The organism is Janthinobacterium sp. BJB301 (assembly GCF_002735685.1).
GTDB lineage: Bacteria > Pseudomonadota > Gammaproteobacteria > Burkholderiales > Burkholderiaceae_D > Janthinobacterium > Janthinobacterium lividum.
On the sequence record NZ_PDZJ01000002.1, the window covers coordinates 858,197 to 872,801 of the forward strand.

12 protein-coding genes and 1 pseudogene are annotated in these 14,605 nt (G+C 63.9%); 9 read left to right on the forward strand and 4 right to left on the reverse strand.

Features of this window, described 5'->3' with window-relative positions:
• Window positions 1–127: 127 nt before the first annotated feature.
• Window positions 128–1,684 (forward strand): nitric oxide reductase transcriptional regulator NorR, encoded by a 1,557-nt coding sequence (gene norR / locus CSQ91_RS17195; protein WP_034780282.1) that lies wholly within the window; start codon window positions 128–130, stop codon window positions 1,682–1,684.
• Between the two features lie 140 nt (window positions 1,685–1,824).
• Here the strand turns inward: norR and CSQ91_RS17200 are convergent, their stop codons facing one another.
• Window positions 1,825–2,166, reverse strand: a complete 342-nt coding sequence (locus tag CSQ91_RS17200; RefSeq protein ID WP_034780283.1) for a c-type cytochrome — start codon at window positions 2,164–2,166, stop codon at window positions 1,825–1,827.
• An 11-nt stretch (window positions 2,167–2,177) separates the two neighbouring features.
• Complete coding sequence (locus tag CSQ91_RS17205; protein ID WP_034746524.1) at window positions 2,178–2,507, reverse strand: c-type cytochrome; 330 nt, start codon at window positions 2,505–2,507, stop codon at window positions 2,178–2,180.
• Between the two features lie 234 nt (window positions 2,508–2,741).
• Between CSQ91_RS17205 and CSQ91_RS17210 the strand changes: the two genes are divergently transcribed.
• From CSQ91_RS17210 to CSQ91_RS17240, 8 genes and pseudogenes are all read left to right on the forward strand, one after another.
• Complete coding sequence (locus CSQ91_RS17210; RefSeq protein WP_034746522.1) at window positions 2,742–3,611, forward strand: AAA family ATPase; 870 nt, start codon at window positions 2,742–2,744, stop codon at window positions 3,609–3,611.
• Window positions 3,612–3,620: 9 nt separating this feature from the next.
• Window positions 3,621–4,268: a GNAT family N-acetyltransferase gene (locus tag CSQ91_RS17215; protein WP_099389049.1), complete on the forward strand. Its 648-nt coding sequence runs from the start codon at window positions 3,621–3,623 to the stop codon at window positions 4,266–4,268.
• The gene (locus CSQ91_RS17220) at window positions 4,262–5,431 is read left to right on the forward strand and encodes a vWA domain-containing protein (protein ID WP_070256030.1); all 1,170 of its coding nucleotides are present in this window, start codon (window positions 4,262–4,264) and stop codon (window positions 5,429–5,431) included. The genes CSQ91_RS17215 and CSQ91_RS17220 overlap by 7 nt, the downstream gene beginning before the upstream one ends.
• 311 nt (window positions 5,432–5,742) lie before the next feature.
• Entirely contained in the window at window positions 5,743–6,930 is a 1,188-nt protein-coding gene (locus CSQ91_RS17225) for a cation:proton antiporter (RefSeq protein WP_034780723.1), read from the forward strand.
• The gene (locus CSQ91_RS17230) at window positions 6,931–8,061 is read left to right on the forward strand and encodes a YbdK family carboxylate-amine ligase (RefSeq protein ID WP_034780287.1); all 1,131 of its coding nucleotides are present in this window, start codon (window positions 6,931–6,933) and stop codon (window positions 8,059–8,061) included.
• Between the two features lie 390 nt (window positions 8,062–8,451).
• Window positions 8,452–8,934: pseudogene (locus tag CSQ91_RS29275) on the forward strand (sigma-70 family RNA polymerase sigma factor); the annotation flags it as partial.
• Window positions 8,935–8,988: 54 nt separating this feature from the next.
• Window positions 8,989–9,768, forward strand: coding sequence for a FecR family protein (locus CSQ91_RS29280; protein ID WP_257217406.1), 780 nt, complete (start codon window positions 8,989–8,991; stop codon window positions 9,766–9,768).
• Window positions 9,769–10,024: 256 nt separating this feature from the next.
• Window positions 10,025–12,490 carry a TonB-dependent siderophore receptor gene (locus CSQ91_RS17240; RefSeq protein WP_143451044.1) on the forward strand — a complete coding sequence of 822 codons (2,466 nt, stop codon included), beginning with the start codon at window positions 10,025–10,027 and terminating at the stop codon, window positions 12,488–12,490.
• Here CSQ91_RS17240 and CSQ91_RS17245 read toward each other — a convergent pair whose 3' ends face one another.
• Window positions 12,491–13,570: an alginate lyase family protein gene (locus CSQ91_RS17245; RefSeq protein WP_099389052.1), complete on the reverse strand. Its 1,080-nt coding sequence runs from the start codon at window positions 13,568–13,570 to the stop codon at window positions 12,491–12,493.
• Window positions 13,567–14,574 carry a gamma-glutamyl-gamma-aminobutyrate hydrolase family protein gene (locus tag CSQ91_RS17250; protein WP_034780288.1) on the reverse strand — a complete coding sequence of 336 codons (1,008 nt, stop codon included), beginning with the start codon at window positions 14,572–14,574 and terminating at the stop codon, window positions 13,567–13,569. The genes CSQ91_RS17245 and CSQ91_RS17250 overlap by 4 nt, the downstream gene beginning before the upstream one ends.
• Window positions 14,575–14,605 lie beyond the last annotated feature (31 nt).

Below are 14,605 nucleotides of genomic sequence, written 5' to 3' on the forward strand. Positions count from 1 at the left end.
CCGGTTCGGCCCCCTTACCTAGGCAAACGACGTGCCAGGAAAAACTTGTTTTAAATCAACGATTTGAAAATTGCAGGGTCGGTATGACCCTTTTAAAGCATGGTCCGTTGTACCCTGCATGGTACTTATGACCACCACTGCCATCCACCTGCTGCTGCTCACCGACCTGGTCGCCGACCTGCCCGTGGCCGTGCGCCTGCAGCGCCTGGTCGGCAGCCTGCGCGCCCACTTCGGCTGCGAGGCCGTGGCCTTGCTCAAGCTCGATGGCGAGCACTTGCGCCCCGTGGCGATGGCCGGCCTGGCCAGCGACGCGCTGGGACGCCGCTTCGCCGTCGCCGACCATCCGCGCCTGGCCGCCATCCTGCAGCGGCGCGGCGTGCTGTGCTTCCATCACGACAGTTCCCTGCCCGATCCCTACGATGGCCTGATCGCCGAGCGGGCCGGCGAGCCGCTGCCCGTGCACGACTGCATGGGCATGGCGCTGGATCTGGAAGGCGAACGCTGGGGCGTGATCACGCTCGACGCGCTGCAGGTAGGCACTTTCGATACGCAGGCGCAGCGCGACCTGGGCGAGCTGGCCTGCGCCATCGAGGCGGCCGTACGCGTCACGCGCCTGGAGGCGGAAATCCGCGCCCTGCGCCTGTCGGGCGGCGCCATGCTGGCCGATGCGCAAGCGCCGCGCGAGGAACACGATTTCGTCGGCCAGAGCAGCGCCATCACGCACTTGCTGCACGAATTGCAGGTGGTCGCCGATTCCGAACTGCCCGTGCTGCTGCTGGGGGAAACGGGCGTCGGCAAGGAACTGTGCGCGCACCGCCTGCACCGCCTGTCGCGCCGCGCCGGCAAGCCCCTGATCCATGTCAATTGCGCGGCCTTGCCCGAGTCCCTGGCCGAGAGCGAATTGTTCGGCCATGTGCGCGGTGCGTTTTCCGGCGCCGTCAGCGACCGGCCAGGGCGTTTCGAGGCAGCCGAAGGGGGTACCCTGTTTCTCGATGAAGTGGGGGAGTTGCCGCTGTCGATACAGGCCAAGCTGCTGCGCACCTTGCAAAATGGCGAAATCCAGCGCCTGGGTGCGGACCGGCCGCGCAGGGTCAACGTGCGCGTGATTGCCGCCACCAACCGCAGCCTGCGCGAGCATGTGCGCGACGGTTCGTTCCGCGCCGACCTGTACCACCGTTTATCCGTGTATCCCGTGCCGATTCCGCCGCTGCGCGAGCGGGGCAATGACGTGCTGCTGCTGGCCGGTGGTTTCCTGGAACTGAACCGCGCGCGCCTGGGCTTGCGCAGCCTGCGCCTGTCCGCCGCGGCGGAAAACGCCTTGTGCCATTACCGCTGGCCGGGCAATGTGCGCGAACTGGAACATGTGATCAGCCGGGCCGCGCTGAAAGCCGTGATCCGCGGCGCGGACCGCAAGGACATCGTGACCCTGGAAACGGATATGCTCGACCTCGATGCGCTGGAAGCGCCGGCCGGCACGGAGGTGCAATCGCCTGTGCCGGTAGCGTGCGGCATGCCGGCAGCGCCGCTGCTGTCCATGCATCAGATCGTGGAAGCGAGCCAGCGCCAGGCCATCCGGCAAGCGCTGGTCCTGCATCAGGATAACTGGGCCGCTGCCGCGCGCCAGCTGGGGCTGGACGCCAGCAATTTACATAAACTTGCGCGCCGGGTGGGCTTGAAAGCCTGACCAAACCTACTGCGCGTCGTGATTTGCGGCCTCCGATGCTCACTGTGCATTCGCACAGCTCCGCGTCTCGGCCACAACTCATCGCCGCTCGCTACGGTTTTGTCAGGTATCAGAACAACTAGTAGACCCTGCGATACCGCTCAGCGGTGAGTGACCAGGGTGCTCGGCAGGCTGTGGAAGTAGGCGGCCAGGTCCTTGATGTCCTGGTTGCTCAGCGGTTTTACCTGGCCCGTCATGATGGCGTTGTTGCGGCCATTGGGCTTGTCGCCCCGCTTATACGCCGTCAGGGCGTGTTCCAGGTAGTCCTTGTGCTGGCCCGCCAGTTTCGGATAGGACGGATCGATGGGCGAACCGTAATCCTTGCCGTGGCAGGTGGCGCAGCTGTATTTTTCGGCCAGGGCCTTGCCCGTGTTGATATTGCCGGCGGCGCTGGCGCCGAACGAGACGGTGGCGCAAACGAGGGCGGCGAGTAGTTTTTTCATCTGGCTGGTCCTCAGTTCGTCTTGGCTTGTTGCGCATAATACGCGGCGACATCAGCGATATCCTGGTCCGACAGGCTGCTGGCAATGCCCTTCATGCTGGGGTGCTTGCGGTCGCCCTTCTTGTAGGCTTGCAGCGCATTCTCGATATATTTTGCCGGTTGGCCGCCGATCATCGGCACCTGGAATACTTCAGGAAAGGTTGCCTTGTAACCGGGAATGCCGTGGCAGCCGATACACATTTCCACCTTGGCAGGGGCTGCCTTGGCGTTTCCTACAATGTCAGCCGCTGTGACGGCATTTGCTATGCCGGCAAGCACGAGAAGTGCAAATATTTTTTTCATAGTGGCAATGTGAACAAAGGTAATCGGAGAAACGCCAGAGCTGGTTTTTTATTGATTTTATGTATTGACAATTAAGGTTGACAATTAATCTGCTGCTTGCCGATTCTAGCCAAGATATTCTTGCAAGTCCACCTATAAAACCCGCATTGTAGGCAGGCAGGCACAGGCCGTCCGCGTGGCAGTGCGCCACAGTTCTGTTTATACTCACCATTTCCCCACTTTGGCAGACCGCTCATGCAAGCACAGCACACCCAGCAAGGCCAACGCTTCGAAGGTTCCGACAGCTATGTCGCCACCGCCGACCTGAAACTGGCCGTGAATGCGGCGCTGACCCTGCAACGCCCGCTGCTGATCAAGGGCGAACCGGGCACGGGCAAGACCATGCTGGCCGAGGAAGTGGCCGCCGCGCTGAACATGCCGCTGATGCAATGGCATATCAAATCGACCACCAAGGCGCAGCAGGGCCTGTACGAATACGACGCCGTCTCGCGCCTGCGCGATTCGCAGCTGGGCGACGAGCGCGTGCGCGACATCCAGAACTACATCGTCAAGGGCGTGCTGTGGCAGGCGTTCACGGCGCCCGAGCCGGTGGTGCTGCTGATCGATGAGATCGACAAGGCCGACATCGAATTCCCGAACGACCTGCTGCGCGAACTGGACCGCATGGAATTCTATGTATATGAGACGCGCGAAATGGTCACGGCGCGCCACCGTCCGCTCGTCATCATCACCTCGAACAACGAGAAGGAATTGCCGGATGCCTTCCTGCGCCGCTGCTTCTTCCATTACATCAAATTCCCGGACAAGGACACGATGGAGCAGATCGTCGCCGTCCACTACCCGCACCTGAAACAGGAATTGCTGGCGCAGGCGCTGCAAACCTTCTATGAAGTGCGCGACGTGCCGGGCCTGAAGAAAAAACCGTCGACGTCGGAATTCCTCGACTGGCTCAAGCTCCTGCTGGCCGAAGACATCCCGGCCGAAGCCTTGCGCAGCAAGGACAACAAGGCAGTCGTGCCGCCGCTACACGGCGCGCTGCTGAAAAACGAGCAGGATGTGCACCTGTTCGAGCGCCTGATGTTCATGTCGCGCACCAACCGCTAAGGAGTGCCGGTGAACGACATCAGCCCGGACAAGGTCTTCGTCCCCCTGGAACTGCACGGCATCCGCCTCGAAGCGCTGGCGCCGCACCATGCGCCTGGCCTGCGCGCGGCGGCCACGGACGGCGAGCTGTGGAACCTGCGCGTCACCTCCGTGCCCGAGCCGGACCAGGTGGACCAGTACATTTTCAAGGGCATCGAGATGCGCCCTTCGCGCTTCGCCTTTGCCGTCATCGATGTGGCCAGCGGCGAGGTGCTCGGCACCACCAGCTACCACGACGTGGTGCCAGCCATCGGTCGCCTGGAAATCGGCTACACCTGGTATGCCAAGCGCTGCCAGCGCAGCCACGTCAACACCACCTGCAAATTGCTGCTGGCGCATGCCTTCGACACGCTCGGCTGCGCGCTGGTGGGCCTGCGCACCGATAATTTCAACCATGCCTCGCAGGCGGCCATCGAGCGTCTGGGCGCGAAAAAGGACGGCGTACTGCGCCACCATGCGCTGCGCCGCGACGGCACCGTGCGCGATACCGTCATGTACAGCATCACGCGCGGCGAGTGGCCCGAGATTGCCGCCCATTTGCGCTACAAGCTGGCGCAGCGCCCCATCGCCGCACTGCCACGCGCGGGAGCCGCCGGGGCAGAGGAAGCGCCATGCTGATCGACTTCTTCTTCACGCTCAAGGATGCGAAGATTCCCGTCTCGATCAAGGAATTTCTGACCCTGCTCGAAGCGCTGCAAAAGAACGTCATCGACGCTTCGATGGACGATTTTTACTATCTGGCGCGCCTGACCCTGGTCAAGGATGAAGCCCATTTCGACAAGTTCGACCGCGCCTTTGCCCAATACTTCAAGGGCGTCAACGCGGCCTTCGACACGAACGCGGCGATTCCCCTCGACTGGCTGCTCAAACGCATGCAGCGCGAGCTGTCCGAGGAGCAGAAGGCGCAGCTGGAGAAATTCGGCTACGACAAGCTGATGGACCGCCTGAACGAGCTGCTGAAGGAACAGAAGGAGCGCCACGAAGGCGGCAGCAAATGGATCGGCACGGGCGGCACGTCGCCATTCGGCAATGGCGGCACGAACCCGGAAGGCATCCGCATCGGCGGCAAGGGCGGCAACCGCACGGCCGTGAAAGTGTGGGAAGCGCGCAGCTACAAGGATTACGACGGCGAGCGCGAACTGGGCACGCGCAACATCAAGGTGGCCTTGCGCCGCCTGCGCAAATTCGCGCGCGAAGGCGCGGAAGATGAACTGGCGCTGGACGCCACCATCGCCGCCACGGCCAATAACGCGGGCTACCTTGACATCAGGATGCGGCCCGAACGCAAGAACCGCATCAAGGTGCTGATGCTGCTCGATGTTGGCGGCAGCATGGACGACCATATCGAGCGCACCGAGGAACTGTTTTCGGCGGCGAAGACGGAATTCAAGAATATGGAGTTCTTTTACTTCCATAACTGCGTCTACGACTACCTGTGGAAGAACAACCGGCGCCGCAACGCCGAGCGGTTTCCCACCTGGGACGTGCTGCGCAAATACCCGCCCGACACCAAGCTGATTTTCGTCGGCGACGCCACCATGAGCCCCTATGAAATCCTGCAACCGGGCGGCAGCGTCGAATACAACAACGAGGAAGCGGGATCGACGTGGCTGGCCCGCTTTACCCAGGCGTTCCCGAAATTCATCTGGCTCAATCCCGAATCGGAGGGATTATGGCAGTACCGCCAGTCGATCGGCGTGATGCGGCAACTGATGAACAACCGCATGTTCCCCCTGTCGATCGACGGGCTGGAACGGGGCATGCGTCTGCTCAGTAAATAAAGGCACGCAACAAAAAGTCCATGGCGGCAGGGGGCCGCCATGCCGTACACTGCGACACGGCACTACCGTGCGGAGCATCTCCGCTGCGGGCGGGTACCATACGCTGATACCAGCCCTGCCCAACCTGCTGCATCCTGTGCGCGGCCGCCATGGCCGCGACACTGTTCGATTGCGCACATCGTGCGCGCCTTCTGCTCCGGTAGAATCGGCGCATCGCTCTGCGCAAACAATGCACCATCGCTGCACCACGACATTGCCGCGCCAGCCCCGTGCTGCCGGCCGGTGCCAGCGCCATTTTCAAAGGAATGAGCATGCAAAGTCTGATCTCGATCGCCGCCGACCTGTCCTGGCCGTTCGCCATTACCCTGGCCTGGGTGGTGGGCGAATTCGGCCACCGCTGGACTGGCCTGCCGCGCATCAGTTTTTACGGCGTGATCGGTTTCGTCCTCGCGCAAACGCAGGTGGGCATCCTGCCGCAGACGGACGCCGGCCCCATGCTGGTGCTGGCCGACGTGGCCTTCGGCCTGATCCTGTTCGAGGTGGGCTACCGCATCAACCTGCGCTGGCTGAAGAACAATCCCTGGATCGCCGTCACGGGCCTGGTGGAATCCCTGCTGACCTTTGCCGTCGTCTACTTCATCGGCATCGAATTCGGCAGCACTTCGATGACGGCGCTGCTGCTGGCGTCGCTGGCCATGTCCACCTCGCCGGCCACCATCATGCGCGTCATCAACGAGGAACGCAGCTCGGGCCAGGTCACGGAACGCATCGTCCACCTCACCGCCCTCAATTGCGTGCTGGCCGTCTTCACGTTCAACATCATCGTCGGCTTCTGGATGTTCCAGAGCTCCACCGACCTGATCGAGGCGAGCAGCAGCAGCGCCGCCGTGCTGGCCGCCTCCGTGGCCGCCGGCACCGTCTTCGGCATCGTCGTGCCGGCCATGCTGCGCCGCCTGGGCAATATGGCGCAGGATGCCACCGTGGCGTTCGCGCTGTCGGTGATGCTGCTCGTCGCCCTCACCTACACCACCAGCCTGTCGCCGCTCTTGGCCACCCTCACCTTCGGCCTGGTGGCGCGCCACCGCCGCGTCGCCTTCAGCCAGGCGCAGCGCAATTTCGGCGCGCTGGGCGAGCTGCTGACGGTGCTGCTGTTCGTGTATGCCGCCTCGACCCTGGAATGGGCCAGCGTGGCAGCCGGCGCGGGCCTGGCACTGGCCGTCGTCGGCGGCCGCCTGCTGACGAAGGTCGTCGGCGTGGCCGCGTTCTCGCATGTGAGCGGCATTTCCTGGCGCAAGGGCGTGCTGACGGGCGTGGCGCTGACGCCCGTCTCCGTCTTCATCATCCTGCTGCTGGAACACGCGCGCCAGCATGGCGTGAACTTCGGCGACGAATTGAACGCCCTGGCCGCCATCACCCTGGGCCTGGAACTGGTCGGCCCCGTGCTGGTGCAGCGCGTGCTGATGCTGGCCAAAGAAACCCACGAAATCAAGGAGCGCTAAATGCCGCTGGAACCCTTTGGCCAATCGGCCGCGCTGACCTTCGGCGTCGAACTCGAACTGCAACTGGTAAACCTGTCGGACTATGACTTGACGGCCGCCAGCCCCGACCTGCTGCATCTGCTGAATAAAAAACCATTTCCCGGCAACGTCACGCCGGAAATTACCGAGAGCATGATCGAGATCAACTCGAGCGTGCACACGCATCACGGTCCCCTGCTGGAGCAGTTGCAGGAAATCCGCGACACCTTGATCACGGCCGGCGACAAGCTCAATATCGGCATCGCGGGCGGCGGCACGCACCCGTTCCAGCAATGGTCATCGCAAAAGATCTTTTCCAAGCCCCGTTTCCAGGAAATCTCGGAACTGTACGGCTACCTGGCCAAGCAGTTCACCATCTTCGGCCAGCACGTGCACATCGGCTGCGCCTCGGGCGACGACGCCATGTTCCTGCTGCATTCGCTGAACCGCTACATCCCCCACTTCATCGCCCTGTCGGCTTCCTCGCCCTACGTGCAGGGACGCGACACCCTGTTCGATTCGGCCCGCCTGAACTCCGTGTTTGCGTTTCCCATGAGCGGGCGCGCGCCGTTCACCCTCAGCTGGGACCAGTTCTCCAACGAGTATTTCGCCAAGATGGAGAACACGGGCATCATCAAGAGCATGAAGGATTTTTACTGGGATATCCGTCCCAAGCCGGAATTCGGCACCATCGAACTGCGCGTGTGCGACACGCCGCTGACGGTGGAGCGGGCCGCCGCGCTGGCCGCCTACCTGCAGGCCCTGTGCCGCTACCTGCTCGAACGCCGCGAAACGCCGCCGGTGGAAGACGATTACCTCGTGTATAACTACAACCGCTTCCAGGCTTGCCGCTTCGGCCTCGATGGCGCCATCACGCACCCGAAAACCTACGAAACGATGTCGCTGCGCGAAGACATCATGACCACCCTGCGCAAGATGGAACCGCACGCCGAGGCGCTGGGCAGCACGCCAGCCCTGAAACACCTGTCGGACGTGGCCAAGCAGTGGAGCGACGCCCAATATCTGCGCAAGCAGCACAGCCTGCAGGGCAGCGCCGAGGGCATGGTCGATTCGGCGATCCGCTGCTTCCGGGGCGAACCCATGAATTATTGAGGCCTGGCCCGTTCACCCCAACACCTGAACTGCCGGGGTGAGACCCTCGGGCTCCGACCCCGGATCTTGCTTTTGGGGTGCAATCAGAAGCGTAGGTCGGATTAGCCCATAGGGCGTAATCCGACAATATTGTTAGCGCCAGTGCTGGCGTCGGATTACGCGCTTGCGCGCTAATCCGACCTACAGTCTTCTTGGCCGCCTCTCCCTTCCGCTCGCGACGGTTTTGCCGGTCATCGTGACTTTTACCCCAACAGCGCAAAGCCAAAAAACCACACCCGCCGCCCCCGTCATTTACAGCCCCCGCCCCCGCTTGTTACAATAAGTGAGAATGATTCTTATTATTGTTTAAAAACACCAGCCCGGCAGGGCCGGCCATGCAAGGGGAATGCGATGCCGCTGGCAGAGCCGCTACAACGCCAGGACATTGCGACACTGTATGCCGACCACCATGGCTGGCTGCAGGGCTGGCTGCGCAAAAAACTCGGCAGCACGGCGTGCGCGGCCGATATGGCGCATGACACCTTCGTGCGCCTGCTCGACCGCGAAGACGCCGTCGCCGCGCGCGAGCCGCGCGCCTTTCTCGCCACCGTCGCGCAGCGCGTGCTGTTCAACCACTACCGCCGTCTGAAACTTGAAGAGGCTTACCTCGACGTGCTGGCGCAACTGCCGCCCCGGCATGCGCCATCGCCCGAGGAACGGTCGCTGCTGCTGGCCACCGTGTTTGAACTCGACCGCATGCTCGACGGCTTGCCGCCTCCCGTGAAACGGGCTTTTTTACTGCGCCAGCTCGACGAGCTGCCGCAGGAAGACATTGCGCGCCAGCTCGGCATCTCGCTGGCGACAGTAAAACGCCATCTGCAGCGGGCCGCCAGCGCCACGCAAGCGTGGCAGCAGCTGCAAACGCAGCATGAACACCTGCCGCCCGCCATGCAGGCGACCCTGCTGCGCGCCTGCGTGCAGGCGAATGCGCCGCGCCGCCATGCCGTCAAGACCCTGGCCCTGCTGCTGGCCTGCGGCACCTCGCTGTATGCATTCGAACGCCGCGGCCCGTGGCGCGGCTGGACGGCCGACTACCGCACCGGCGTCAACCAGCGCCGCGTCGTGACCCTCGATGACGGCACGCGGCTCACGCTCAACACCAGCAGCGCCGTCAATATCGTTTACAACGGCGAACAGCGCCGCATTCAACTGCTGGCCGGTGAAATCTTCATCGCCACCGGCAAGGATGCGGCACAGCGGCCGTTCTTCGTCGACACGCCGCATGGCAGCCTGCAGGCGCTGGGCACGCGTTTCACGGTGCGCCTGCACGAGCAATATGCCAGCGCCGGCGTGCTCGAAGGCGCCGTCGCCTTGCTGGCCGACGATGGCGGCCAGCGCCTGGTGCTGCGTCCCGGGGAAGGCGCCCATTTCGACGGCGCCGGCTTGCACCGCCAGGCGCTGGCGCCTTATGGCGGCGCCTGGCTGGACGGCATGCTGGTGGCGCGCGACATGCGCCTGGCCGATTTCCTCGCCGATCTGTCGCGCTACAGCGACCATCCGCTGGCCTGCGCGCCCGCCGTCGCCAGCCTGCGCGTGTCCGGTTCCTACCCGCTGGCCGATGTCAGCGCCATCCTCGACGCCGTCAGCGCCAGCCTGCAGCTGCGGCGCAATACCGTCACGCGCTTCTGGGGTCATCAGGTGGTGCGCATCGAACTGGCGGCCCGCTGAAAAAATATTTTCTGCAAAGTGAGCTGTTTCGCCGTGCTCGCGTGACTTGGTAAGTAATGCTCGGGAAATTATTGTGAATTTATGACGAACAGAACCGGATGCTGTGCAAGGCGCCTGCAGCGACGCAGTGCGAGCACTGCTAGCTGCGGGCAACACCGCACAGCGCCGGTTATGGAAGTCAGAAAACACAATAACTTATTGAGGGTTACTTAGATAGGCAGTCTCCATCTTGCGCATCCACGAAAGGTTTTATTCCATGCACCACGCTTCGCGTTCCCTCCTTACCCGCACCGTCCTGGCCTGCGCCCTGTCGCAAATCGGCATGGCCCTGGCCCTGCCGGCATCGGCCCAGACGCAAACCCGGCAAGTACGCACCTACAGCATTCCGGCCGGCGCGCTGGGCGACGTGCTGACGCGCTTTGGCAGCGACAGCGCCATTTTATTGTCGTTCTCCAGCGAGGCCACGCAAGGCTTGCGCAGCGCCGGCCTGCAAGGCAGCTACAGCCTGCAGGAGGGTTTCAGCGTGCTGCTGGCGGGCAGCGGCCTGCAAGCCGTGCCGCAATCGAACGGCGGCTACCTGCTGCAAAAGATCGCCGCCGGCGCCCCTTCGGCGGACAGCCGCGGCGTGGCCGTCATGAGCGGCGTCACGGTGGTGGCGGCCGCCGAGCGCAGCGCCGCCACCAGCGGCACGGGCAGCTATACGGGCGGCCCCGCCAGCGGCGCCACGGGACTGGCGTTGACGCAGCGCGAAACGCCGCAGTCGCTGACCATCGTCACGCGCCAGCAGATGGATGACCAGAACAGCAACGCCGTCTCCGACGTCATGAAAAACGTCAATGGCGTGAGCGTGCAAAACTACGACAGCGACCGCTGGAGCTTCCAGGCGCGCGGCTTTGCCGTCACCAATTTCCAGTACGACGGCGTATCGGCCATCTATGACGGCGTCTACGACTGGGGCACGACGAACAGCGACATGGCCATCTATGACCGCATCGAGGTGCTGAAGGGCGCGACGGGCCTGATGAGCGGCTCGGGCGACCCGTCGGCCACCGTCAACATGGTGCGCAAGCGCCCCACCGCCAGCTTCGAAGGTTCGGCCACCCTGGGCGCGGGATCGTGGGACAACTACCGCGGCGAAGCCGATGTCTCCGGCCCGCTCAACGCCAGCCGCACGGTGCGCGGCCGCCTGGTGGGCGCCTACCAGGACAAGCATTCCTACCTGGACCGCTACACGCAGCAGAAATCCGTCGCCTACGGCATCATCGAGGCGGACCTGACACCCGTCACCCTGCTCACGGCAGGCTTCACGCACCAGGATTACAAGCCGAGCGGCTCGACCTGGACAGGCTTCCCCGTCCTGCTTTCCGATGGCACCCGCACGGATTTCCCCACCTCGTGGAACCCGGCCACGGACTGGAGCCGCCGCGACATGCAGAACACCACGCTGTTTACCTCGCTGGAACATACGTTCGCCAACGAGTGGAAAGTGAAATTGAGCGCCAACCAGCTGCGCAGCAAGCATGACAGCGTGCTCGGTTCGGCCAGCGGCGGCAATCCCGCTCCTGTCACGGGCGCAGGCACGTATTTCTTCATGGGCAAATACAAGGGCGACCGCCGCCAGACCACCGTCAACGTGGATGCCAGCGGTCCATTCACGGCATTTGGCCGCCGGCATGAAGCGATGATCGGCTATTCCAGTTCGACGGCAAAGCAGGATGGTCCCGTCTACGAATCGGTCTACCCTCCCGTGGAAGGCAGCTATTTCGGCTGGCGCGGCCAGTATGCGGAACCGGCATTCAAGCGCCTGGGTGACGACAACGACAGCACGCGCCAGAGCGGCTTGTATGGCGCCGTGCGCCTGCATCCCGTCGATGCGCTGTCCGTCATCGTCGGCGCGCGCGTCAGCAACTACAAGCAGGAACAGGACCGCACCTTCTTCGACGCCGGCACCGCGCGCATCACCTCGCGCATCGAGGAAAACAACGTCATCACGCCGTATGCGGGCGTCGTGTATGACCTCGACAAGACCTATTCCGTGTTCGGCAGCTACACGAGCATCTTCGCGCCGCAGAGCAACCGCGACATCAACCGCAACTTCCTGTCGCCCGTGCGCGGCAAGGGCGTGGAAGCGGGTGTGAAGGCGGAGTACCTCGACGGCAAGGTCAATGCCAGCGCGTCCCTGTTCCAGATCCGTCAAAGCAACGTGGCCAGTTCCGTGGGCGAAGTCAACGGCGAAGAAGCGTATAAAGCCATCGACGGCGTCACCAGCCGCGGCGTGGAAATGGAAGTGACGGGCGAAGTGGCCAAGGATGTGAAGCTGAGCGCTGGCTACACCTACACCCACGTGCGCGACGCGGATGGCAAGGATGTGTTTTCCACCATGCTGCAAACGACGCAGCCTGCCCACCTGGTGCGCGTGCAAGGCACGTGGCGCCTGCCGGCCAGCCTGGACAAGCTGACCGTCGGTGGCGGCGTCAACTGGCAAAGCAGCTACGAAGGCAATATCTGGAATCCCGCCATCGAGGACTATTCGCGCATCAAGCAGGGCGGCTACGCGCTGGTCAACCTGTTGGCCCGCTACGAGATCAGCAAGAACGTCACGGCCAGCCTCAACGTGAACAACCTGCTGGACAAGAAGTACCTGACGGGACTGGGCCTGTTCCAGACGGGCTTCTACGGCGAACCGCGCAATGTGATGTTCACCGTGCGCACGAAGTTTTAATCAGCTTCCGTACAGCGCCAGCGCCCAGGCTGGCGGGCGCAACTCCAGCGCCAGCGACAGGCAAGCGGGATCGAAGCGTGCCGCCAGCAGGTACACATTGGCGGCGCCCTTCGGCTCCCAATTCCCCGTAAAGCCCTTTTCACCGGCCGCCACGCGCTTGCGGTCGAAGGGCACGGCGCTTTTCGCGAACTCCTCGTGCGTCTTTCTGCCCTGCGCATAGGGCGCCAGCCAGGCCAGCGCCTCGGCCAGGCGCCGCGCTTCCGGCGCGCCATACCAGTCGTCGCCATGCGCCTGCGCCATCAGCGCTGTCGTCAGCAGCGGCTCCAGGCTGTAGGTGGTGTAATGCAGGGCATCGCGCTGCTCGAAGTCGAAGGGTACGCCGCCGGCGCCGATATTGCGCGGCACGTGCGCCAGGAAGCGTTCCTTCGCCCGCGCGATCAACAAGGCGTCGCCCGTGACATACGCGGCGGCCGTGCCGATCTTGATGCGGTGGCTGTGCCAGTTGTTGCGCGCCGTGGACGGGCCGCCCACCTTGATGGGATCACTCAAATACCCGTGCGCCAGGGTGCGGCAAAACGCCTGCACCTGCTCGCGCTCGACGCCGTTCAAGCGTTCCTGTACCAGGTCATAGCCCATCAGCAGGCTGGCCAGCTCCGTCTCGTCGACGGGGCTGAACGAGGGCTGATAACTGCCGCTCCAGGCCAGCAGCAGCTGGCGCGCCGCCTCGAAATGCGCCATCTCGCCCGACAGCCGCCAGGCCAGCGCCTGCAAGCGCGCCTGGCGCCAGTCTTCCTGCGCCTGCTGGCTGGTCTCGCGTCCGCCCTCTCCCTTCAGCAAGCCGCCCGTGCGCACTTCGGCCATCAGGTGCACGGGCCGCGCCGCATCCTTGCGCGCCGCCTTGACCACCTGTTCGGCAATGGCCGGCGCCACCCGCGCCTTGAGCGTGCGGGCGCGCGCGGCGGACGTCAGCGCAAACGGCAGCGGCCCCTCATGCGGGCGCGGCGCGGCGCGCAAGCCCGCCAGGGGCAACGCCAACAGTGCCGCCAGCACAGTGCGCCGGCGGATCAGGTGCGTACTCAAAACCGCGTCTCCCGCGCCGCGCGCAAAAAGTTATCGAGGATGGGCGTGCAATCGAGCAGCTCGACGCCGCCCGCCGAATGGAATTCCGGGTGCCACTGCAAGCCCATGACGAAGCGCGCCCGCTGGTAGCGGATGGCTTCGACGATATTGTCCCCTTGCGAATACGCTTCCACGGTGATGTCGCGTCCCAGGTCCTTGACCGACTGGTGGTGGATGGAATTGACGAGCGCCTCGCCCGCCTTCGGGAACATGCCCGCCAGCGACGAGCCTTTGGGGAAGACGATGCTGTGACGGTGACGGTCATACAGGTCGTTGACGTGCGAGGTGGCGCCTTCCACATCCGAGGCGATGTCCTGGTACAGGGTGCCGCCAAAGCCCACGTTGATGAGTTGGCAGCCGCGGCAGATGCCCAGCACGGGTTTGCCCGCATCGACGAATTCGTGCAGCAGTTCCAGTTCGTACAGGTCGCGCGCGCGGTCGCCGTTCCATTCGGGCCGCGTGGCTGCCTCGGAATACGTCTGCGGCGAGACGTCGGCGCCGCCCTGCAGCACCAGGCCGTCCAGGTGGCGCGCATAGTGGCGCAAGGTGATATTACTCGGGTGTAGCTGGCCGCTGGTATTGACCGTCGGGATCATGAAGACCAGCACGTCGCGCGACATGACCCATTGGGCGATCGACTCTTCCAGGTATTGCAGGTTCTTGCTGCGCAGGCCAGTGGCGCCCGGTTCGGGGTGGAAAATGCGTGCCGAGATGCCGATGCGCAGGGTGCGCCGCATGAAATCGCGGCTGGCCTTGTCGCGCATGGAGCGGTAGCGCGACGAGATCACCCGCCAGGCCAGCGCCAGCGGCGTATCGTTGTCCTTCAGGTAGCGGGGGGCCGCGTCGCGCGCACGGTGCTCATCATCGGGTGCCCGGCGGCCCACCCGGTCAGGCCGCGACGGCGGTGATGCTGGCGCTGCGGGATCGGTGGAAGGAGGAAGCTGGGGATCTTTTTCGTCTGACATGGCGGGGCTGACTGAAAGCGGAGACGTTTTC

Coding starts and splice junctions, on each gene's coding strand:
- norR (WP_034780282.1), top strand. CDS start 128: ATGACCACCACTGCCATCCACCTGCTGCTGCTCACCGACCTGGTCGCC.
- CSQ91_RS17200 (WP_034780283.1), bottom strand. CDS start 2,166: ATGAAAAAACTACTCGCCGCCCTCGTTTGCGCCACCGTCTCGTTCGGC.
- CSQ91_RS17205 (WP_034746524.1), bottom strand. CDS start 2,507: ATGAAAAAAATATTTGCACTTCTCGTGCTTGCCGGCATAGCAAATGCC.
- CSQ91_RS17210 (WP_034746522.1), top strand. CDS start 2,742: ATGCAAGCACAGCACACCCAGCAAGGCCAACGCTTCGAAGGTTCCGAC.
- CSQ91_RS17220 (WP_070256030.1), top strand. CDS start 4,262: ATGCTGATCGACTTCTTCTTCACGCTCAAGGATGCGAAGATTCCCGTC.
- CSQ91_RS17225 (WP_034780723.1), top strand. CDS start 5,743: ATGCAAAGTCTGATCTCGATCGCCGCCGACCTGTCCTGGCCGTTCGCC.
- CSQ91_RS17230 (WP_034780287.1), top strand. CDS start 6,931: ATGCCGCTGGAACCCTTTGGCCAATCGGCCGCGCTGACCTTCGGCGTC.
- CSQ91_RS29280 (WP_257217406.1), top strand. CDS start 8,989: ATGCAGGCGACCCTGCTGCGCGCCTGCGTGCAGGCGAATGCGCCGCGC.
- CSQ91_RS17240 (WP_143451044.1), top strand. CDS start 10,025: ATGCACCACGCTTCGCGTTCCCTCCTTACCCGCACCGTCCTGGCCTGC.
- CSQ91_RS17250 (WP_034780288.1), bottom strand. CDS start 14,574: ATGTCAGACGAAAAAGATCCCCAGCTTCCTCCTTCCACCGATCCCGCA.